Here is a 22,086-nt window from a genome sequence, read left to right on the forward strand (position 1 = left end):
TTCAGGAATAACTGCGTGAAGGATATACCGCAAATCTCAGGGTCTGAACCCGACCGTTATTTACTGTAGATTAGTTGAGGACGGGCTATCTTAGGGCGTGTTTTGAAACCCTTCGATCCCCCCTTAGCCCCCCTTAAAAAGGGGGAACCGAGCCGAACCACTCCGCAAGTCCCCCTTATTAAGGGGGATTTAGGGGGATCGACTCAAGGCAATCAACGGCCTAGAAAGTTTTAAGACACTGCCTAGCGGTTTAGTTCTATCAACTTTCTCAACTTCAATTTCTCAACTCCAATTCTCAACTCCAAGGCTCATCTATGACCAAGATTGCGTATCTAGACTGCCCGACGGGTATTGCTGGAGATATGTGCCTAGGGGCGCTGATTCACGCAGGGTTGCCGCTGGAGTATTTGGAAACGCAGCTTCGGCGATTGGGCATTTCCCATGAATATACGCTACGAGTCGAAACCGTGCAGCGAAACGGGCAATCGGCAACAAAACTGCATGTGGATCTAAACGCCTTGCCTGATCCAGAGGCGCTGGCTCATCGAGAGCCAGGAGTTGATGTTCATTCAACCTTTCAGCGTGCCTATACTCAACCTCACTCTAATGATTTATCTGATGATTTAACTAATCAAAGTATTAATCAAAATACGGTTGAGCCGTATTCAGGAAAGTATTTGGATTCACATTCTCATCTACATTCTCACCAGAGTCATAGTCATACGCATGAGTCTGATTTTTCCGATGATTCTGCAAGTCATTTTCATCCGCATCCACACAAGCATCCGGTTGCTTATCCCCATTCTTTAGACAATACCACAGGTGCAATTAGTGACTCTGAGCATCCGTCTCATGTTCTTGCCTCACACCATCACGCAGGCACGCGGCATCTGACAGACATCGAGCAGTTGATCTTGGCAGCAGGATTGTCGCCTCGGGCGGAAGCGTGGAGTTTGGCGGTGTTTCGGCAGTTGGCGATCGCCGAAAGCGCGGTTCACGGCATCCCCATCGAGGCGGTTCACTTCCACGAAGTCGGAGCGACAGATGCCATTGTGGATATCGTGGGAACCTGTTTGGGGTTGGACTGGCTGGGCATTGAGCAGCTTTATTGCTCGGCGATGCCAACGGGCGGTGGCACAATCTGGGCCGCCCATGGACGGCTCCCGGTTCCTTCGCCTGCGGTGCTGAAGCTGTGGGAACTGCGGCAGGTGCCAGTGTACAGCAATGGCATCGAGCGAGAACTGGTGACCCCGACCGGGGCGGCGATCGCCACGACCCTGGCAGCCAGCTTTGGCCCACCGCCCCCGATGACGCTGACCCGCGTGGGGCTGGGCGCGGGCGGGCGCGATCTGCCGATTCCCAATATTCTACGGCTGTGGATTGGAGAATCCTCTGAACTGGGGGCGGGTAGCTGGGCCTATCGACAGGCGGCCCACACCGCTCCATCGGGGATTTCCTTACCCCAGTCTGCTAGAGCCGTAGCGTCCACTGCTGAGCTAGGAGCCAATTCCCAGGTGACGGTTCTGGAGACGCAGATTGACGATGCAAACCCGCAGGCGATCGCCTACACGCTGGAATCTCTGCTGGCAGCAGGAGCGCTGGACGTGTTTACGCAGCCTGTGACCATGAAAAAATCGCGCCTAGGCACGCTGATCACGGTGATTTGCCCAATTGACTTGGCCGAAATTTGCAAAGCCGTCCTGTTTCGCGAAACTACGACGCTGGGTATTCGCGAGTCAGTGCAGCAGCGAACCATTCTCGATCGAGAAATTCAGACGGTCGAGACGGAATTTGGAGAAGTCCCAATGAAGCTGGGGAAGCATCCCGTTAGCGGAGAACTGCTCAATGTCCAGCCGGAGTATGAAGATTGTGCCAAAATTGCCCGCGATCGCCAAGTTTCTTGGTGCGACGTGCATCGAGCTGCCCTACGCGCCTGGGAGAAGCGGAACCCAAAGCCCTATCTTCGGGCAGAGAGCGCCCACTAGCGTCCACTAAGAGAGGAGCGGCAACCGCCCCCGGCTCCGAACCTGCTTGCAAAGGCGAAGCTCTGTGCCATCTGCGTTCCAGTGTACTTGGTCAAAAATCTGGTGGAGGATATAGAGTCCGCGCCCGCAGTCTCGCTGCTCTTGGGGCGATCGCCCGACACAATCCTCTCCGCATGGCCCTGCGGGGTCAAACCCGCAGCCTTGGTCGGAAATAATCCACCAGTGTTCGTTATTGACAATGTAGAACTCAACCAGAATGGTTTTGTTTGGGTCGAGATTATTGCCGTGTTTTGCAGCGTTAACTAGCGCTTCTTGAAGTCCCAGGCGCACCTCTGCTCTCCAGCGCGGCGGAATGTCAGCCAGCAGCAAGTCCAAGACTGGACCCAGATGCAAAGTAGACGCAAAACTTACAGTACCCCACTTTCGCCCATTGGGACGAGGTGTGATTGCGATCACTCGATGATCCTCACTGGCGTACAAAGGGACAGCGGATGAACCTTGCTCGGCTCAGTTCAAAAGTAGGCCTTTAAAAAGTGAAACTTATCTTTAGAAGCTGAGGCTAGGTGAATGAGTCTGAAAATCCCCTACTAGAGGAATGTTGTGAGTCAAGTGCAATAGCTTGAATGCAACCTAAATTAAAAAATCCTAAGTCAAAAAAAACTGCAACTAAAAAACAGTAACGCAAATGGGTAGCGCACTTAATGTTTTACATTGCAATTTTAGCACAGCTAGTCGGTAATCCCTGCTTTTTGGGCGGCAATTACCCACTGGGGCGGGATTCCCCTGATCTTGGATGTAGCATTGCGACCGGGTTTAGACGGAATTCTGTGAGCTAAACTACAAAATCTTTGGGCGGAATAACAGTCAACAGCGCGATCGCCCCAAGTTCGTAGGGCGATCGCGCTACGCTTAGCAGACTTTATGATCTTGGCAAGATCTTTGCAAGTAGGAATCAGTACAAATGCATTGAAAGCCGAGCGTTGGCTCAATAATCTGGCTCAATAATTTGGCTCAACGAGTCTAACGAGCCTATAGTTCACCGAGGAAGGAATTCATTCACTGGCGACCAAAGGCGTTATCCGCTGCCTATGCAAGCTGCTGTACCAGCGCTGAAATGCGATCGCGCAACGGAGTCATCAACGCTTCAACGCTGCAACCCTCTGTGCAGAATACTGTGGAGTATGCTAAGGAGCAATTGTCACTAATCGCTTCGATGTAAAATAAGATAGCTTGTTCAGCGGGGGCAAAGTAATCATATTCCCCAAATTTGCGTGGCATAGGGCCCTCCTTTGATGGGGTAGATGGATAGGGTGAGCTAGAACGGGCGATCGCCATCCAGGGATCGCTGATTCTGGCGCAGGGGTTGGGCAATCCGTTGGCGTTTCAGCGGGCGATGCAGCAGTGGCCAAAAGAACTGTTGCGCTCAACACCAATTTAGGGATTTTTGGGCTGCTGTTATCCAGTTATCAAACAGCATTCAGGATTGTGCGGTAGGTTCATAGCCAAATTCCTACATGACCCGGTGCGCTAATTCGTCGATGGTTCGCTTGTTGGATTCTGTCAGCAGCCTTTAGCAACCTTCACCCTGCCACTGCCGCTATGAAACTCCTCACCCCCCGCACCAAAGTTGTCGCTACAATTGGCCCTGCCAGCCGCTCGCCCGAAATCCTCAAAAAGATGGTGAATGCGGGCATGAGCGTAGCCCGCCTCAATTTTTCTCACGGTTCCTACGAAGATCACGCCAAGACGATTGAAATGATTCGGGCGGTCGAGGCAGAACTCGATACGCCGATTACGCTGCTGCAAGACCTGCAAGGGCCAAAAATTCGCGTTGGGCAAATGCCGAATGGGGGCATTCCCCTAGAGGAGGGCGCACCGCTGATTCTGGTGCCAGACGATGCCCTCGACGGACAGCCCAACACCGTCTCGATTGACTATCCGCACCTGTGGGAGGAAGCAACGCCAGGGACGCAAGTGCTGATGGATGATGGCTTGCTGGAATTGCGGGTGGAGGAAGTGGTGGGCCGCGAGGTGCGCTGCCGTGTGGTCAAGGGCGGGCTGCTGAAAAGCCGCAAGGGCGTGAATCTGCCCAGCCTTAACCTGAAACTGCCGTCGATGACGGACAAGGATATTCAGGATGTGGAGTTTGGGCTGTCGCAAAATGTCCACTGGATTTCGCTGAGCTTTGTGCGGCGGGGCGATGACGTGCGATCGCTCAAGAATTTGCTGGCTTCTAAGGGCCATGCCGATGTGCCCGTGCTGGCCAAGCTAGAAAAGCCCCAGGCTATTGAAAATCTGGAAGACATTCTCTGCGCCTGCGACGCGATTATGGTGGCGCGGGGCGACATGGGCGTGGAGCTGCCGCCAGAACAAGTGCCCCTAACGCAGAAGCGCATCATTCGCCGCTGCAACGAACTGGGGATTCCGGTGATCACGGCGACGCAAATGCTGGAGAGCATGATCCAAAATCCGCGCCCGACTCGCGCCGAGGCCAGCGACGTGGCCAACGCCATTCTGGACGGCACAGACGCGGTGATGCTGTCGGGCGAGTCGGCGATGGGGGCCTATCCGGTGGAGGCGGTGCAGATGATGACGCGCATTGCCCGCGAGGTGGAGCGCGACTATCACTTCGTCAACTACCCCCCCTCCAAAGAAGACGAAGCCCACGCCATTAGCGAAGCGCTGAACGCCATCGACCAATTTTTGCCGCTCCAGTGCATTGTGGCGTTTACCAATACAGGCTATACGGCAAAGCTGGCCTCGAAGGAGCGGCCGACGGCTCCTGTGGTGGCGCTGACCCCGAATATCGACGTGTACCATCGGCTGAACCTAGTGTGGGGCGTGAGGCCGGTGCTGCTGCAAGAGGAAACGACCGAGTTTGAGGCGGTGCTGCGGCAGGCGGAGGAATGCCTGCTGGAGCGGGGGATGGCTTCGGTGGGCGATCGCATCTTGGTGGTGGGCGGCATCCCGATGAAGGTGACGGGCGGCACCAATTTCCTCAAAATTCACACCATCGGAACCTTTGCTGCTGGGTAGCGCCAGATTTCGGTTTCAAGCTGCAAAAAACCTTTGGTTTCATCTTTAATTTCACCGTTAACTTCACCTGATTTCAGAGCGTCTAACGCTTCTCTAAACCCTATGGCAAAATTAATTCTGACCCGGCATGGACAGAGCCTCTGGAATGCGGTCAATAAGTTCACTGGCTGGGTAGACGTGCCGCTGAGCGAACGGGGCCGCGCCGAAGCAACGATTGCCTCGACCAAGCTGCGGGAATATCGCGTAGATGTGGTGTTTACTAGCAAGCTGATTCGGGCGATTGAAACCGCAGTCTGCATTTTGACCGAGTGCGACGACATCTGCGGCGGCAAGATTCCCATCATTCAGCACGACGATGACGACCCCGACTGGAAAGGTCTGGATAACTACGACAATCCAGACGAAGTGCTGCCCATTTTCACCAACGCAGCCCTAGACGAGCGCTACTATGGCAACCTGCAAGGGCTGAATAAGGCCCAGACCGCCGCAGAATACGGAGCCGATCAGGTGCAAATCTGGCGACGTTCCTACGACATTGCGCCCCCTGGTGGCGAGAGCCTGGAAGACACGCAGGCCCGCGTCTTGCCCTATTTCAACGAAACCATTCTGCCCTACCTGCTGCAAGGCAAAAACGTGCTGATCGCCGCCCACGGCAACTCGCTGCGCTCCATCATTATGAAGCTGGATAAGCTGTCGGGCGAAGAAGTAGCCAAGCTGGAACTGGGAACCGCCGTGCCGATTGTGTACGACATTGATGAACACGGCGAAGTGACCCATAAAGTGGTGCTAGATCAGTGATCGCACGCTGGGTATTTGCGAGGAACTGGCATGAGAGTGGGAGTGTTTAGCGCCAAGGCTTACGACCGCGAAATTCTGGAAAGCCTCGGTGCCACCCGGGGCCATGAGCTGGTGTTCATTGAAGAATCGCTGAATGCCCGCACGGCGGTGCTGGCGGTGGGGTTTCCAGCAGTGTGTGTATTTGTGAACGACCAGTTGGATGCGGCCACGCTGAGGGCGATCGCCGCTGGAGGCACTCGCTTCATCGCGCTGCGCTGCACAGGCTATAACAACGTAGACCTCAAAACCGCAGCGGAACTGGGGATCACGGTTGCCCGCGTCGCTGCCTATTCGCCCTTTTCGGTGGCAGAGTTTGCTGTGGGGCTGGTGCTGGCGCTCAACCGCAAGATTCATCGAGCCTACAGCCGCACCCGCGACGGAAATTTCAGCCTGGAAGGACTGATGGGGTTTGACCTGCGCGGCCGCACCGTTGGCATCATCGGCACGGGCAAAATTGGTCTGATCTTTGCCCAGATCATGCATGGCTTTGGCTGTCAGCTTTTGGGCTATGACCACCGGGTAAACCCCCAGTTTACGGCGCTGGGTGCGGCTCAGTATGTGGAACTGCCAGAGCTATTTGAAAACGCCGACATTATCTCGCTGCACTGCCCCCTCACGCCCGAAACCCGCCACCTGATTAACGCCGACACCATCGACCAGATGAAGCGCGGGGTGATGCTGATCAACACCAGTCGGGGCGGGCTAATCGACACGGAAGCGGTAATTGATGCACTCAAGGGTAAAATCATTGGGGCACTGGGCCTCGATGTGTACGAACAGGAGGCGGATCTGTTTTTTGAAGATTTGTCCAATGAGATTATTCAAGATGATGTTTTCGAGCGGCTGGTTACGTTTCCCAACGTCATCGTGACCGGACACCAGGCCTTTTTCACTGAAGATGCGCTTAGGGATATTGCCGAAACCACCCTGGACAACCTAGACGACTTTGAGCAGGGGCGGCCCTGTCCAAACGAGATCACCCAACCGCTGGTCAGCGCATGAACTTGCTTAACCGAGAGGATTGTCGATGAATATTCAAACCATTTCCACGCAGCCCTTCGCCGATCAGAAGCCCGGAACTTCGGGGCTGCGGAAGTCTGTTCCCACCTTCCAACAGCCCAACTATCTCGCAAACTTCATCCAGTCGATTTTTGACAGTCTGGACGGCTATCAGGGGCAAACCCTGGTGCTGGGCGGCGACGGTCGCTATTACAACCGCGAAGCAGTCCAACTGATTCTGAAAATGGCGGCGGCCAGTGGCTGGGGCCGCGTGAAGGTGGGGCACCACGGCATTCTCTCTACGCCTGCCACCTCTTGCGTGATTCGCAAATACAAGGCCTTTGGTGGCATTATTCTCTCTGCTAGCCACAATCCTGGCGGCCCCAATGGCGACTTTGGCGTGAAATACAACATCGAAAACGGCGGGCCCGCGCCGGAAAAGGTGACTGAGGCGATCTTCGCGCGAACCAAAGAAATCACGGAATACAAACTCCTGGATGCGCCCGATGTAGACATCGACACGCTGGGCGAAAGCAAGCTGGGTGGCATGGTAGTCGAGGTAATCGACTCCGTAGCCGACTATCAGAAATTGATGGAGTCGCTGTTTGATTTTGACCGGATTCGGGCGCTGCTGACCAATGGCTCATTCCGCCTGTGCATTGACGCGATGCACGCCGTTACCGGGCCCTACGCCCATGCCATTTTTGAGCAGCAGTTGGGCGCACCCGCAGGCACGGTTCGCAGCGGCACGCCCCTGGAGGATTTTGGCGGCGGCCATCCCGACCCCAACCTGACCTATGCCCATGATCTGGTGGAGATCATGTTCAAAGAGGACGCGCCGGATTTTGGGGCGGCGTTTGACGGGGATGGCGATCGCAACATGATTTTGGGGCGCAATTTCTTCGTCAACCCCAGCGACAGCTTGGCACTGCTGGCGGCAAACGCGCACTTGGTTCCCGGCTATAAGGACGGGCTGGCAGGGGTGGCCCGCTCGATGCCCACTAGCGCAGCGGCGGATCGGGTGGCCCAGCGATTGGGGATTGGTTGCTATGAAACGCCGACGGGCTGGAAGTTTTTTGGCAATTTGCTGGATGCGGGCAAGGCGACGCTATGCGGCGAAGAGAGCTTTGGCACGGGGTCGAACCATATCCGCGAAAAGGATGGCATCTGGGCGGTGCTGTTTTGGCTGAATATTTTGGCAGTGCGGCAACAGCCCGTAGAGCAGATCGTGCGGGAACACTGGCAGATGTTTGGGCGCAACTTCTACTCGCGGCATGACTATGAAGAGGTGGCGAGCGATCGCGCTAAGGCATTAGTCGATCACGTCCAGGCGCAAATGCCAACGCTGCCCGGAAAAACCTTCGGCTCCTACACGGTCGAATATGCCGACAACTTTAGCTATACCGACCCGGTAGACGGCAGCGTTAGCCAAAACCAGGGCATTCGTATTGGCTTTACGGATGGGTCTCGCCTGATCCTGCGGCTGTCGGGCACGGGCACCAAGGGCGCAACGCTGCGGCTCTATCTGGAAAGCTATGAACCCAACATCGCCAAACACACCCTCGATCCGCAGGTGGCGCTGGGCGACCTGATTGCGATCGCCGAAGAGATTGCCCAGATCAAGGAATACACGGGCATGGACAAGCCGACGGTGATCACCTGATGCGGGCTGGGGCGATCGCAGTCCTGCTTGGGGCGATCGCCCGGTGGTCACGCAATCGAACTAGCGCGACAGCGGGTTAAAGAGGTCTACAACCGGTCTACCATCCAAGCGCTCCGCCAAAGCACGCAATCGAACTAGCGCGACAGCGGGTTAAAGGGCTGTGGCAGGGGCACAGGCAGCGGTCGGAGGGGCGGGCCAGGTGGTTCAGGCTGCGGATCGGGGAGCGGTTCTGGGAGCGGCGTAATCGCGGCCTGCCCCACGCCGCCGACCCTGACCCGACCAGGGCTGTTGGGGGCGTTGTGGGGAATCACCAACTGGGCCGTACGATATCCCGGCTCCGTTGGGTTGAACATTATCTGGACGGTGCAAACCTCACCCGGAGCCAGCGTTACGTTGGTGCAGCTAATCGCAAAGTTGCTGTCGTTCGAGGTGGAAAAGTCAAACGGGTTTTCCCCGCTCAGCCCCAGATTTCCCAAGATTAGGGGCGCATTGCCGCTGTTTCGCAGGGTCACAGAGCGGGGCGCACTCATGTTGCCGATGGTCTGATTGTCAAAATCGATGCTGGTGGGCTGGATGCTGAGGGTGGGGAAGCGCTGCACCGAGCCGTTGCCCCGCAGTGCGACAGAGGTGGAGCCAGTATTCGTCGGAATCACAATGTTGGCGTTGCGCGACCCTTCTACCTGCGGAATAAAGACGACGTTAAAGCCGCAGCTTTGCCCCGGCCGCAGCGAGAGGTTGGAACACTCTGCGCCAATGGAGGAGTTGCGATCGCTCACAAAGTCTGGGTTGCCATTGACCCGGATATCGCCCAATAGCAGCGGTGCGGTGCCCATATTGCTAATAGTGACGGCGCGGGGGGCGCTGGCCCGCTCTAGCTCGATGCTGCCAAAGTCAATGGATAGCGGGTTGACCCGCAGCGCAGGCACCGCAGGCGGCACACCTTGACCCATGAGCATGACGCGGGCCGTGCCTCGAAAGTCGTTGCTGTCGAACCGCAGGGCAGCGCGGCGATCGCCCTCCCCCTCTGGGCTAAACACCACGCCCACCTCGCAGCGGGCCCCCGGCGGCAAGTCACTGGGACAGGTGTTGCGCGTCAGTCGAAAATCACTCGTCCGGCTTTCGATGCTGATATTGCGAAGCTGGATGGGCACGCCCCCCGTGCTTTGCAAAAAGAAGCGCTCTTCGCGGCTAGTATTGCGAACCGTGACAGCGCCAAAATCTACCCGGCCGGGCGTAATGCTGAGGGTAGGCGTTTGGGGCGCAGTGGCCACGCCGTAGCCCGTCAGCGGCACGTTCCACGGGCGATTGCTGGTGTCGATCACGTTGATATTCGCCGTGCGCTGGCCCGGGGCCGTGGGGCGAAAGGCGACAAAAATCGGGCAGCTTTGTCCTGGAGCTAGGGGCCCGCCTGTACACTGCTCGCTTACTAAAAAGTCGCTGCGAGCCTGCCCATCGGCCCGCACCAGTTGAATCGTCACGGGAACGGCGCTGTTGTTGACCAGGGCGATCGTCCGCTGGCCGGTTTGGGCATTGACCTGCCACTCGCCAAAGTCCAGCGTGCCGGGGTTGAACCGCAGCGCCACATCAGGATTGACCGGGGGCGTGGGCGACGGACTGCCGGGGCTGGGGCTGCCGCCAATGGCACTGGGGCTATTGCCGCGTAGGGGAATGGTGTAGCGGGTCACGCCCGTAATGTCGTTGAAGGCCAAATCCGCAATGCGATCGCCCTGGCCCTGGGGCGTAAACGTGACCTGGATCGTACAGGACTGGGCCGGCGGCAGGGGGGCGCGGGTGCATTGCTCCGCCACTTGAAAATCCGTTGGATTTGCCCCGACGGGTGTAATCCGTCCCAGCCGTAGCGCCTGACTGCCTGTATTTTGCAGGGTCACGGTTTGGGGCTGGCTGCTGGTGTGAATCGTCTGGTTGGAAAAGGTGAGGCTGCTGGGATTGACGCTGAAGGACGGGCGATCGCGCACCATCAGCCAGGCCGCCAGCGCCCCCAGCAGCAGCGAGGCCACCAGTCCTCCCAGCAGCAGCGGCGAAAAGCGCGAGGAGGCTGCCTCTGCTTCGGGGTCGGAGGTTCCCGGCATGGGCGGCGGCGGCTGGTAGGGCGGATGGGGCGCAGGCTGGGCCGGCAGCGGCGGCAGTTGGGGCTGCGGCTCTGGGGCTTGATATTGCGGCGGTTGGGGCTGGGGTGACTGGATCTGCGAGGGATATTGGGGCCCTGGATATTGCGGCGGGGATTGCGGCGGATATTGGGGTGGGGATTGGGGCGGATATTGCGGCGGGGGCTGATACTGGGGCGGCTGCTGGGGCTGGGGCTGGAGGTGCTGCATCGGAGCCACCAGCAGGCTGAGGTTGTGGCGCGAGGCAGCGGCGGCGGTTTCGTTGCCCCCGGCTTCCCGCAGGCGCAGCGCCTGGTTGAGATAGTTAATCGCGGCAAAGCTGTCGCCCAGGCAGAGGGCGCGGGTGCCTAGCTGGTGGTGGGCCAGGGCGATCGCCTGGGAATTGCCCAAATGTTCTGCCGCCCGCAGCCCCGCATCCCACACCTGCTCCCACGCGCCCCAACGTCGCCCCAGCGCTAGCGGGCCGTCCATCACACGGGCAAACTGCACGACTTCTTTCCACTGTTCTGCTTCGGCGGCCAGGTTTACCACCCGCATCAGCAGCGGCAAATCTGGCAACAGCGCCCCTTTGATGGGAGCCTGCTGCTGAACCCAGTGCAGAAAATGGCGCACCACCGGCTGCACCCACTGTTCCAGGTTCCAGAACTGCCGCAGGGGAGCCAGCAAATTTCCTGCCAGCGTGTGGCGCACTCCGTCACTGCTCAAAAAGCCACGGCTGACCAGGGTTGCCACAATTGGCTGGGGATTGGTCATGCCCGTCAGTCCGGCCAGGTGGTGGGTCTGCACGGGGACTTCCCCCAACACCGCCAGCGCCGCCAGACAGCGCCGCTCGGCATCCGGGAAGGTGGCGCACGCCCGCAGCACCAGCACTTCTAGCGTCGCCCCCGATTGCAACTGCTCGATCATTGCCAGCAGAGACAAATGGCCATCGCGCACCAGCATTGCCGCCTGCAAAATCCGCTGCGGATGCCCATACAACAACGTGCAAAGCTGTTCTGCGCTGGATCGCTGCTCCGGCGTGAGGGGATCGTTCAGATAGCGCTCTAGCAGATTCACCGCTTCGCTCTGGGGCAATCCGCTCAGCGGCAGACTGTGGCTATCGTTCCACAGATGGCGCTCTGAAGCCGTGACAATCAGGCCCAGCGTAGTCAGGTTGCGCGTCATTCGTTCCAGCACGTTGGGCGGCAGGCGCACATCGTCCAGCACCACCAGCGCCCGCTTCTGGCGCAGGGCATACTGCACCTCTTCCTCGCTCAGCTTGTGGGGAATGGCTTCGTCAATTTCAAAAAAATCTTCAAATAGGCTCTGGTAGAGATCCTCGACGGGCTGCTCGCCGACGACCCGGTAGACCAGCCCCTCAGCAGCCAGCCCCAAAACCGAGGGCTGGTGGGCCAGGGCGCGGGCCAGGGCGCTTTTGCCCAGCCCCGACTCGCCATAAAACTCGACGGGCACGGATTGTTCCAGCGCGGCGATCGCCCCGTCCAATTCCTTTTCGCGCCCCACCAGGTAGGGCATTGGCGGGCAGGCCGCTTCGGGGCTGGGCAGGGTGCGCGATCGCAGCGAGGGCGCTGAGGGCTGCGGCAAGAGCGTCACCACCGCACCATGCGGAGTCATCTGCAAGCGGCGATCGCCCGCAATCACCTGCTGTCCGCCCGCCCCCAGTTCAAACTCGGTCACAGGCAGCCCATTTCCCGCCTGGGTTCCCTGCATCACCGTAGACACGCCGCCCAAGCCAGAAGGGGTCGCCAGACTAAACGCCTGCTGCCATCCGATTTGGCTGATGCCGCGCTGCCGGCCGTAAACCTTGAGCGTATTGGCGGTGGCCATGCCCAGCCCCGCAATGCCCTGATGAACAAATGACGCAAGATCTGGCGGCGGCGCGGGCACGGCTTCCACGAGAACATGCAGCGTGTCTTGCTCCAGCCGGGCCATTGCCGTAATGCCTCTGGGATTGAGGCTACGGTTGAGCAAGGTGGCGATCGCCTCCGCACTTCCCTGCCGCGCTTGGTCTAACAGGTTCTTTTCAGCCAGCAAATGTTCGTAGGTTTGCGACATGACGATACGAGAGCAAGGTTCACCCTAGAGCCAGATGGATGCCAGATGGATGGTGGACGCGGACGGATTTTTGTTGCGGGTAGTATTCATAACGATAATGCGCCCGCCCCAAAACGCAACACTGAATCGCGCAGATTTGGGGACAGGAGGTGGGGACAGGAGCTGGGGACTTTGGGGCTGCGGGTCAAAGGGTTTCCAGCTCTGCCAAAAGTCTGTTTCCAAAAATCTTGCGAAATTGCAGAACCATTGGTTAGAATGATGAGGCTGTGACGGAAACGAAAGAGTGTCTACGTCCTGCCATCCCCATTGGGGCGTCGCCAAGCGGTAAGGCAGCGGGTTTTGGTCCCGCCATTCCTAGGTTCGAATCCTAGCGCCCCAGTTTTCCAGTCTTTGCGGTTAGCTTTATCAGCCTTGGAAGCTAAGGCTGCGCTCGATGCTGTGAATCTGTGCTGTGAATCTATGCTGTGAATCGGCATCTGCAACTTTTCTACTTTTGCAGAATGTGTCGGGGCGCACTTCCAGAACCTTGTCAATTGAGTGGTAAGGTGACTCCAGATTCCGTTTGGTCATCCAGTACAAGGTCTGACTCATGATCAGAACAAAAATTGTTGAACTTTCCACGATTGAAGCCGCTGCCTATCGCCAAAAGCTGAGAGATGGCAAGGCAGGCATTGTGATTTTGCGCTATGACAATGCCCAGCCTGGTCTGGCAACCATCAACCGCCGCACTGCTGAGCCAGAACCGGCCGCCAATATTAACCTCGAAACCTTTCCGATGGAAGCCTTTCGGGAGGCGATGGAACTGACGGCAGGAATGCCCTACTCTCGTCGGGGCCCGGTCAAGCTGAGCGGCGTGCGAGAAGAGCCTGAAGACGAAGAGGCCTCGCCCGAAGAAGTAGCAACGGTAGACAGCGCCGAGTATGAAGCCATCGTCAAGGCCTACACAAACAAGAAGGGTGAACTGTCCTATGACCTGCTGAACAAGGACTTCATTCAGTTTGCCAAGTCCAGCAAGATTGTGGCGGATATGGTGGCCAATGGGGCTTCGGAAAGCGAGATTCGCGATCGCATTCTGAAGGTCAAGCTAGAATCGCTGACGGGTAACCCATCGCTGACCGACGCACAGACGCAGCGCATTGTGGAAATGCTGGATGAAGTGAGTCCACGGCACGTCTTTCGTGAGCTAAACGACGAAATTCGCAAGATGCTGAGTCAGGCAAAGCCTTGATGAGGGCGTTTTGGGAAAGGCGTTTAGAAGAAGCGTTTAAGAGAGGCGTTTAGAAGAAGCGCTTAGGAGAAGCGTTTTAACGCCCGGTCTGCCTAGCGCGGGGTACGCTGAGCCAGCCAGCGGGCATTGAGCTTGCGATCGCACTGGAGTTCCAGCACCCGTATCCCCTCGCTAGGCAGCACCTTGAGCGCCTGGGCAAGCTGCTCCCAGGTGTGGACGAGTTCGTGGGCGATGCCGTAGGTGGCGCAGAGTGGGGCAAATTCCACGGGCTGCGGTGTGGCAAAAAATTCCTCGAACGGCGGCTCGAACTGGGCAATGGGCAGGTTCTCGAAAATGCCGCCGCCGCGATTGTTGATCAGGACAATGGTGAGGTGGCCACGCAGGCGGGGCCGCAGCAAAAAGCCGTTGGTGTCGTGCAGCAGCGCCAGGTCGCCCGTTAGCAAAACGCTGGGCTGGTTGCCGTGGGCGATGCCAAGAGCGGTCGAAAGCGTGCCGTCGATGCCGTTTGCGCCGCGATTGCAGAAGGGCTGAATGGCGCGATCGCCCGGTTCCCAAAACCACTCGACATAGCGGACGGCCGTGCTGTTGGCGATGACCAGCGGCGTTTCCGGCGGCAAGCATTGCGACAACACCCAGGCGGTCTTGGCTTCGATCAGCGAGTCGAGCGATCGCAGGGTGTGTCGCTGCTGCTGCCAGCAGTCCGTCTCTGCCTGCAACCAGCGCTTCAGGTAATCCGTCGGCGGCGCGGGGGGGCTGGGCAGCGACGCGGCCAGATGTTGAACGAGGTGCTGAACGGAGCAGCGCAGATGAACCGTCCGCAGGTGCAGCGGATCAAGGTTGCGATCGCCCCCGTCTACCACCCACTGCTGCGGCTGAGTGCGCTCCAGCCAGCTTCGCAACTCCTTGCTGGTGGGCATTTCGCCAATCCGAAGCACCCCCTCCGGCGCAAGCTCCGTCGCCAGGTTAGGATCGCGCAGCAGCGTGTCATAGCTCGACACCAGATACGGGTTGAGGCGGGCATAGTTTCGCAGCGGCGACAGCCCCTCCGCCAGCACCGGAAACCCCAGACAGGAGGAAAGCTGGGCGATCGCCCGACAGTGGGCCCGGGCCGCAGCCGCACTGGGGAATTGGGCAATGCCTGCGATGATAATGCCGCGAGAGGGAATAGAAGAGAGCGATCGCCCCCAGTCTGGGCTACGCCACGGCTCCGGCGTTCCGTCATCCCAGCCGACATTGGCAAAGAAACGGGCTTCATCCAGGGATTCCCTAAGCGCCAATACTGCTGGCTGGGGCACGGGGGCTAGCGGGTCGCGGAAAGGCAGGTTGAGATGCACCGCGCCTGCAACAGGTCGCTGGGTACGCTCCCAGGCGTGAATCACAGTTTGGCGCAGGTAGGCCAGTTGGGAAACCTCCGCAGTAGGCGTGGCGACTTCGTGATACCAGTTCACAAAGCTGCCGAAAAGCTTTTGCTGATCAACCGTCTGCCCCGCGTTGCAGTCGCGCAGTTCCGGCGGACGATCTGCCGTCAACACCAGCAGCGGCACGCGGCTTTCGCGGGCTTCGATCACCGCTGGATAAAAGTTTGCGCCCGCCGTGCCCGACGTGCAGACTAGGGCCACCGGTCGTCCGGTTTGCTTTGCCAGACCCAAGGCAAAAAAGGCAGCCGATCGCTCGTCCAGCACCGGAATCGCCTCCAGACCCGACTGCTGGGCAAGGGCGATCGCCAGCGGAGCCGACCGCGACCCCGGACACACCACCGCCACCCGCAATCCCAGTCGCACCAGCGTTTCAGTTAGCACAGAAGCCCAGAGAGTGTTGAGATTGCGGAAGTCCATGCAGCGAGAGGAAGAGAGGGCGTTAGCGCAACGGGAAGAGTAGAGTAGAGATGTCCAACCAGACCATCCCATCATCCCATCATCCCCCTCCCCTCTTCGTTCTTCCTTCTTCGTTCTTCCCTCTTCATTCTTCCCTCTTCCCCATGCCTCCCGCCGAACCCCGCCCGATCCGCCCTGCCAACCACCCCCTGCGACTGCTGCTGTACCTGGAATGGAGTCTACTGGCGATCGCCTTTTTGAGCGAACTGGTGGGGCCGCTGTTTCCGGGGCCAAGGATGCCACGGGGGGTTAGCCCAGAGCCGCCCTTTAGCTGGGTGTCGCCGCTGGATATTGCCTGCATTGTAGGCTTTGGGCTGATGGGGCTGCGGCTGCCTACGGGGCAGATGGCCACGCGCATCGGGTTTGTGCTGCTGGAGGGAATGCTGATTTTGCTGGCAACGGCGGGCGATCTGCGGGAAATGCGGCTGTTTTCATTTCTCGTCGTGGTGTTTGCGCTGAGGAGTTGCCTCATCTTTGCGCTGCCGGGCCGCCTGATGACGACGGGCATTGCCTACGGGCTGTTTCTGGCGATTTTGACGCAGCGTTTGCGGGAACTGGCGGATCGAATTCCGATCAACTGGCGCGATCGCCCACGAGGGCTGCCCGCCTGGAGCTTTGCCTATAGCTCGGCGCTGCTGCTGGGGCTGACGCTGGTCTTTTTGCTGCTGCTGGTGGATGCGCTGCTGACGGAGCGCCAAAGCCGCGAAAAGCTCACGGCCGCCAATGCCCAATTGCGAAACTATGCGCTGCGGGTGGAAAAGCTGGCCATGGCCCAAGAGCGCAGCCGTATCGCCCGCGAAATCCATGACTCGCTGGGGCACTCGCTGACGGCGTTGAACCTGCAAGTGGAAGGCGCACTAAAACTGTGGCAGAGCGACCCGCAGCGGGCGCATCAGTTTTTGAAAGAGGCGAAAGTGCTGGGTTCTACGGCGCTTCAGGACGTGCGGCAGTCTGTGGCGACGATGCGGGCCGATCCCTTGCAGGAGCAGTCTCTAGAAGCGGCGATCGCCCTCCTCGCCCGCAATGTCGAACAGGTCACAGGGGTCGCACCCATTTGCCAAATTCACCTCGATGCCCCCCTGCCCCCAGATCTCTCCACCAGCCTCTATCGCATTGTGCAAGAGGCGTTTACCAATATCTGCAAATACGCCCGGCCCTCGCAAATTTTGCTGGATTTGCAGGATACGGCCGCGACGCTGCACCTGCTGATTCAGGATGATGGCGTGGGTTTTGACCCGGCTCAAAATCGCACGGGCTTTGGGCTACAGAGTATGCGCGAACGGGCCGAGTCGCTGGGTGGCATCTTTGACCTGCAAACCTCTCCAGGCCAGGGCTGCACCATTACGGTTCACATTCCGCTAGAGAGGATCGTCCCATGATTCGGATCGTTCTGGCAGATGATCAGCATTTGATTCGTCAGGGTATGAAAGCGCTGCTTGAACTGGAAGCTGATTTGCAGATCATCGGTGAGGCAGAAAATGGTCAGGTTGCGGTGCAGCAGGTTGAACAACTGCATCCTGACTTGGTGCTGATGGACATTCGGATGCCTGTGATGGATGGCGTGGCGGCAACGGAGGCGATCGCCCGTCAGTTTCCCAGCACCAAAGTCCTGATTCTCACCACGTTCGATGATCAGGAATACGTCACTGCCGCGCTGCAAAAGGGCGCAACGGGTTACTTACTCAAAGACACGCCCTCCGAAGACCTGGCCGAAGCTATTCGCGCCGCCCACAAAGGCTATACCCAGATCAGCCCTGGCATTTTGCCGAAGCTGCTGGCCCGGGTTGCGCCGTCGCCCACGCCCGCCCTTGCCCCGCCCGACGGATTCTCCAGCCTCACTCCCCGCGAGCGCGAGGTGCTGGTTCTCGTTGCTCAGGGAGCCAGCAACCGCGAAATTGCCCAGGCGCTTTACATTTCGGAGGGCACGGTCAAAAACCACGTCACCAATATTCTGAACCGCCTGGAATTGCGCGATCGCACGCAAGCTGCCATCCTGGCTAACACGTTTCTCGACTGGCTGACCTGATGGGCCCTGCCTAAAAATCTGCCCCAACTGCCAAACGGCAATGTTATGATGTAGGGCGATCGCTGGTGTAGCTCAGTTGGTAGAGCTGCTGATTTGTAATCAGCCGGTCGCAGGTTCGAGTCCTGTCACCAGCTTTGGCCGGAAGCCACTTTACTCGCTCGATTATTTTAGGCGATTATTTTAGGCGCAGGCGCTTACTTTAGGCGCTCGATCAAGTGATCGCCCACCCGCAGCGCGTTGGCCATAATCGTCAGCGCCGGACTAGTGGCGGAAATCGACGGGAAGAAGCTGCTGTCTACAATGTAGAGATTATCGACATCGTGGGCGCGACAGTCGGGATTGAGAACCGAAGTCGCCGGATCTTCCCCAAAGCGACAGGTGCCGCAGGCGTTAGCCACCACTGACAGCGGCATTTCCCCGCTGGGATGGCGGCCGCTCATCTGGAGTAGCGATTTGTCCATGCCTTTTTCCGCCGTTTTCAACACCTCTGTCCAGCGATAAACGAGACGCTCATGGGGTTCGGTGTTGTTCGGCGTATACTCGACGTAAAGCTTTTTGCTGTCTACGCGCACGCGGTTGTCGGCGCTGGGCAGGTCTTCGCTCTGCACCCACCAGCCAATCGAGCGGGTCGCCATCTGTTGTAGCCCAAACCCCGGCATCATCTTGGCCAGCACCGACAGCACAGGTGGCGACTCTGCGAAGATAATGTCTTGCAGCAGGCCGCCCGTGTTGTAAATGTGCCCCATTGGGTAGTCAAATCCTTCTTCGCCCCAGTAAAAATCGTTGACGTAGACGCTGCGCTGAAACTTGCCGCTGTTGGGCTTGGAAAGTTGCACCACCGACGATAGCCGATGCTTCATTAGGTTGCGCCCCACCAGCCCGGAGCTATTGGCCAGCCCTTGCGAACAGGCTTCGCTGCATGACCGCAGCAGCACTGCCGCTGTATTAATCGCACCGCAGGCCAGCACGATAATGTCGCCCAAAAATAGGTAGGGCTGCCCGCCGATTTCAGCTTCAACCGCTTTTACTTCTTTGCCAGAGGGATTGGTATGCAGCGAGGTGACCGTTGCGCTCGTTTTCAGGGTGACGTTGGGATGCTGAAGGGCGGGATTGATGCCGCTGACTTCGGAGTCGTTGGTGGGGTCGTCGGTCTGGCGGGTCAGCGCCATTGGCAGCGAGGCAGGATGGAGGGACTGAGCGGCGATCGCCCCAATCACTTCCTCCATCTGCGGATCGTGCCCTACGGCGGGATAGGGATAGTCGGCGCTGTGAGGCGGCTCGGTGGGATCGGCTCCCACGGTTCCATGCACCTGATAGAGGTTCTCGGCTTCGGTGTAGTACGGTTCAAAGTCAGCGTATTTCACGCACCATTCTGGCGATACGCCCTCGTGATGCGTCACCATTTCAAAGTCACGCTCTCGCATTCGCAGTAAAGCAGCGCCGTAGATTTTGGTGTTGCCGCCGACGGCATATTTTGTCTGGGGCGCAAAGGGTTCCCCCGCAATGTCAAACCACTGCTCCGGCGCGTGATAGAGTTCCTTTTTGAAAATATCGACGTTGCTGCGGTTCTGTTCCTCCAGCGGCATCACTTCGCCGCGTTCCAGAATCAGAATTTTCTTACCTGTGGGTGCGAGTTTTCGGGCCAGCGTGCCGCCGCCCGCCCCTGTTCCCACAATAATTACGTCATAATGCACGTCGTCGATAATCATGCCTTACTCCTCGTCGCCCCGTTGATAGCGGAATGGACTGCTCAATTGATTCGCGATGCGTACTTTAATCCCCACCTAAATCCCTACCTGCTCTATTCGCGCCCGTCTCTAAAACAAAAACATCACCGAAACATTACCTAAACATTACTGCCAGATGTAGATCAGAATGAATAAGATAATCCAGATCACATCCACAAAATGCCAGAACAGCGAGGTTGCGTCTACGCCCGTGTGCCCTCCAGCATAGTTATTAGGCACAAAGGACTTGAACAGCATAATCCCCATCAGTAAGATGCCCGTGAGAACGTGCAGCCCGTGGAAGCCCGTCAGCAGGTAAAACAGCCCGCCAAACACGCCATCGGAAAAGCCAAACTCCAGTTCGCTCCACTCGATCGCCTGCCCTACCAGGAAGTATGCACCCATCGCCATCGTCAGCAGCCACAGCAGCCGAAACACCAGCAGATTCTCTTTTTTCAGCGCTCGCTCGGCGAAGTAGGCGACAAAGCTGCTGGCCACCAGCACAACGGTATTGATGGCAGGCTTTGAGACCTCTAGCCCCGAAACGCCTTCGGGCAGCCAGTTGGGGGTAGTTGTTTTCACCAGGATGTAGCCCGCAAAAAAGCTGAGGAAAATTACGCTTTCCGAAAGCAGGAAGATGATGAAGCCAAACATGCTGTTGCCTGCATGGTCTTCTTCGTGGGCGTGGGCGGTGTGAGGGGCGATCGCCCCGTCCAATTTTTCGGTTGAGATAGAGCTATCCATAGGCGGGTAAGGGGTTAGAGAATGAACAATCGGCGAATGAGCCAGGGTGAGTCAGCAAGTAGGCTAGTCCACGCAGCCCAGCCTAGCCCTCTTTAAGAGCAGCGGCGTTTTCCACGAGCGGATCAGACTTGCCATAGCCGTAGGGCCCAGACACAACAATGGGCAGTTCCTCAAAGTTCTCAACCGGGGGCGGCGACGACACCAGCCATTCCAGCCCGATCGCCCGCCAGGGGTTGTCTGGCGCAGGCTTGCCCTGCACCCAAGCACCCACCATATTCAAAATGAACGGAATCGTAGACATCCCCAGCAGGAACGCCCCGATACTAGCGACCACATTCCAAAAAGCATACTCTGGCTCATAGGAGGAGACACGCCGCACCATACCCTGAAGGCCCAGCGGATGCATCGGGAAAAAGTTCAGATTTACCCCAATAAATGCCAGGGCAAAATGCAGTTTACCCAGTCCCTCGTAATACATACGTCCGGTCATCTTGGGGAACCAGTGATAGATGGCAGCAAACATGCCCATCGTAATCGTGCCGTACACGATGTAGTGAAAGTGACCTACCACAAAGTAGGTATTGTTCACATGAATGTCAATCGGTACAGAAGCCAGCATTACGCCTGTAATTCCTGCGAACACAAACATGATGAGCGCTCCCAAGCAAAAGAGCATGGGGGTGTCCAGCCGCAGCTTACCCTTCCAGATCGTGGCGACCCAGGCAAACACCTTAATCCCGGTTGGCACTGCCACTAGCATGGTTGTTGCCATAAACAGCATCCGCATCCAGCCTGGTGTGTTGCTGGCGTACATATGGTGAACCCAAACCAGCACGCTGACCGTCGTGATCAGCAGCGACGACACGGCCACCACCTTGTAGCCAAACAGCGGCTTGCGCGAATAGACCGGAAATATTTCTGAGAACACGCCGAAGATAGGCAACACCATGACGTAAACTGCTGGGTGCGAATAGAACCAGAAGAAGTGTTGGAACAGCACTGGGTTGCCGCCTTTATCGGGATTGAAAAAGGCCGTACCCGCTGCTGCGTCGAACAGCAACATGATTGCACCCGCTGTCAGCGCAGGCAATGCAGCAAGCTGAATGATCTGGGCGCTGAACACCGTCCACACATAGGCAGGCATCCGAAAGAAGGTCATTCCTGGTGCCCGCATCCGCACAATCGTTGTCACAAAATTAACCGCGCCCATGATGGAAGACACGCCAGAAATCGCCACGGCGAGAATCCAGACAAATTCACCCGTGATGATGCTATCGGTCGGGTTTTGAGTGCTGACGGGGGGATAGGACCACCAGCCGGCCTGTGCCGTGCCTGCGGGCAGAAAATAGCTGGTCATCAGCAGGATGCCGAAGACAGGTACCATCCAAAAGGCGGCTGCGTTCAGCCGGGGAAAGGCCATATCTCGCGCCCCGATCATCAGCGGCACAAGATAGTTTGCCAGCCCCACCAGCGACGGAAAGATCCACAAAAAGATCATGATCGTGCCGTGCATGGTGAACATGCTGTTATACAGCGTGCGATCGATCAGATCTGCCTGGGGCGTAATCAGTTCGGCTCGAATCACCATCGATAGCAAGCCGCCGATGAGAAAAAAGACGAAGGACGTGACCAGGTATTGAATGCCGATAACCTTATGGTCGGTGCTGAAGCTGAAATATTTCCGCCAGTTGTTTTGCGGTTCGGGATGGGCAATCTTGGGAATTGCAATTCCTTCAACGGGGACGTTTGTCATGAATCTGCCTGGGGTAACAGTGGGGGCGAGTGG

15 protein-coding genes and 2 tRNA genes are annotated in these 22,086 nt (G+C 57.9%); 10 read left to right on the forward strand and 7 right to left on the reverse strand.

Features of this window, described 5'->3' with window-relative positions; genetic code table 11:
- The first annotated feature begins 314 nt into the window (after positions 1–314).
- Positions 315–1,985, forward strand: a complete 1,671-nt coding sequence (gene larC, locus HNI00_RS13510) for a nickel pincer cofactor biosynthesis protein LarC (RefSeq protein WP_316786974.1) — start codon at positions 315–317, stop codon at positions 1,983–1,985.
- A 6-nt stretch (positions 1,986–1,991) separates the two neighbouring features.
- Here larC and HNI00_RS13515 read toward each other — a convergent pair whose 3' ends face one another.
- Positions 1,992–2,441 (reverse strand): ATP-binding protein, encoded by a 450-nt coding sequence (locus tag HNI00_RS13515; protein ID WP_420156211.1) that lies wholly within the window; start codon positions 2,439–2,441, stop codon positions 1,992–1,994.
- 630 nt (positions 2,442–3,071) lie between these two features.
- On the reverse strand, positions 3,072–3,263 hold the full coding sequence (locus tag HNI00_RS13520; protein ID WP_316786978.1) for a hypothetical protein: 192 nt from the start codon (positions 3,261–3,263) through the stop codon (positions 3,072–3,074).
- Between the two features lie 321 nt (positions 3,264–3,584).
- Between HNI00_RS13520 and pyk the strand changes: the two genes are divergently transcribed.
- From pyk to HNI00_RS13540, 4 genes are all read left to right on the forward strand, one after another.
- Entirely contained in the window at positions 3,585–5,021 is a 1,437-nt protein-coding gene (gene pyk, locus HNI00_RS13525; protein ID WP_316786980.1) for a pyruvate kinase, read from the forward strand.
- A gap of 102 nt (positions 5,022–5,123) precedes the next feature.
- Complete coding sequence (locus HNI00_RS13530) at positions 5,124–5,819, forward strand: 2,3-bisphosphoglycerate-dependent phosphoglycerate mutase (protein ID WP_316786982.1); 696 nt, start codon at positions 5,124–5,126, stop codon at positions 5,817–5,819.
- A 30-nt stretch (positions 5,820–5,849) separates the two neighbouring features.
- The gene (locus HNI00_RS13535; RefSeq protein WP_316786984.1) at positions 5,850–6,860 is read left to right on the forward strand and encodes a 2-hydroxyacid dehydrogenase; all 1,011 of its coding nucleotides are present in this window, start codon (positions 5,850–5,852) and stop codon (positions 6,858–6,860) included.
- A 25-nt stretch (positions 6,861–6,885) separates the two neighbouring features.
- Positions 6,886–8,520, forward strand: coding sequence for an alpha-D-glucose phosphate-specific phosphoglucomutase (locus HNI00_RS13540; protein ID WP_316786986.1), 1,635 nt, complete (start codon positions 6,886–6,888; stop codon positions 8,518–8,520).
- Positions 8,521–8,654: 134 nt separating this feature from the next.
- Here the strand turns inward: HNI00_RS13540 and HNI00_RS13545 are convergent, their stop codons facing one another.
- On the reverse strand, positions 8,655–12,701 hold the full coding sequence (locus HNI00_RS13545; RefSeq protein WP_316786988.1) for a choice-of-anchor D domain-containing protein: 4,047 nt from the start codon (positions 12,699–12,701) through the stop codon (positions 8,655–8,657).
- 307 nt (positions 12,702–13,008) lie between these two features.
- Between HNI00_RS13545 and HNI00_RS13550 the strand changes: the two genes are divergently transcribed.
- Together HNI00_RS13550 and HNI00_RS13555 are read left to right on the forward strand one after the other, a co-directional pair.
- Positions 13,009–13,080, forward strand: a tRNA-Gln gene (locus HNI00_RS13550).
- A 210-nt stretch (positions 13,081–13,290) separates the two neighbouring features.
- Complete coding sequence (locus HNI00_RS13555) at positions 13,291–13,929, forward strand: hypothetical protein (RefSeq protein WP_068515579.1); 639 nt, start codon at positions 13,291–13,293, stop codon at positions 13,927–13,929.
- Between the two features lie 92 nt (positions 13,930–14,021).
- Here the strand turns inward: HNI00_RS13555 and menD are convergent, their stop codons facing one another.
- Positions 14,022–15,764: a 2-succinyl-5-enolpyruvyl-6-hydroxy-3-cyclohexene-1-carboxylic-acid synthase gene (gene menD, locus HNI00_RS13560; protein WP_316786990.1), complete on the reverse strand. Its 1,743-nt coding sequence runs from the start codon at positions 15,762–15,764 to the stop codon at positions 14,022–14,024.
- A 143-nt stretch (positions 15,765–15,907) separates the two neighbouring features.
- Between menD and HNI00_RS13565 the strand changes: the two genes are divergently transcribed.
- From HNI00_RS13565 to HNI00_RS13575, 3 genes are all read left to right on the forward strand, one after another.
- Positions 15,908–17,182 carry a sensor histidine kinase gene (locus HNI00_RS13565; protein ID WP_316786992.1) on the forward strand — a complete coding sequence of 425 codons (1,275 nt, stop codon included), beginning with the start codon at positions 15,908–15,910 and terminating at the stop codon, positions 17,180–17,182.
- Positions 17,179–17,829, forward strand: coding sequence for a response regulator transcription factor (locus tag HNI00_RS13570; RefSeq protein ID WP_316786994.1), 651 nt, complete (start codon positions 17,179–17,181; stop codon positions 17,827–17,829). Before HNI00_RS13565 ends, HNI00_RS13570 begins: the two co-directional genes overlap by 4 nt.
- 61 nt (positions 17,830–17,890) lie before the next feature.
- Positions 17,891–17,963, forward strand: a tRNA-Thr gene (locus HNI00_RS13575).
- Between the two features lie 60 nt (positions 17,964–18,023).
- Here HNI00_RS13575 and HNI00_RS13580 read toward each other — a convergent pair.
- From HNI00_RS13580 to ctaD, 3 genes are all read right to left on the reverse strand, one after another.
- On the reverse strand, positions 18,024–19,538 hold the full coding sequence (locus tag HNI00_RS13580) for a GMC oxidoreductase (protein WP_316786996.1): 1,515 nt from the start codon (positions 19,536–19,538) through the stop codon (positions 18,024–18,026).
- A gap of 144 nt (positions 19,539–19,682) precedes the next feature.
- A complete protein-coding gene (locus HNI00_RS13585; RefSeq protein WP_297078471.1) occupies positions 19,683–20,300 on the reverse strand; it encodes a cytochrome c oxidase subunit 3 in 618 nt (205 codons plus the stop codon).
- Between the two features lie 82 nt (positions 20,301–20,382).
- Positions 20,383–22,053 carry a cytochrome c oxidase subunit I gene (gene ctaD, locus HNI00_RS13590; RefSeq protein ID WP_316786998.1) on the reverse strand — a complete coding sequence of 557 codons (1,671 nt, stop codon included), beginning with the start codon at positions 22,051–22,053 and terminating at the stop codon, positions 20,383–20,385.
- Between the last annotated feature and the right edge of the window lie 33 nt (positions 22,054–22,086).

It is taken from the genome of Thermoleptolyngbya oregonensis NK1-22, from assembly GCF_032705245.1.
Taxonomy (GTDB): Bacteria; Cyanobacteriota; Cyanobacteriia; order Elainellales; family Elainellaceae; genus Thermoleptolyngbya; species Thermoleptolyngbya sichuanensis.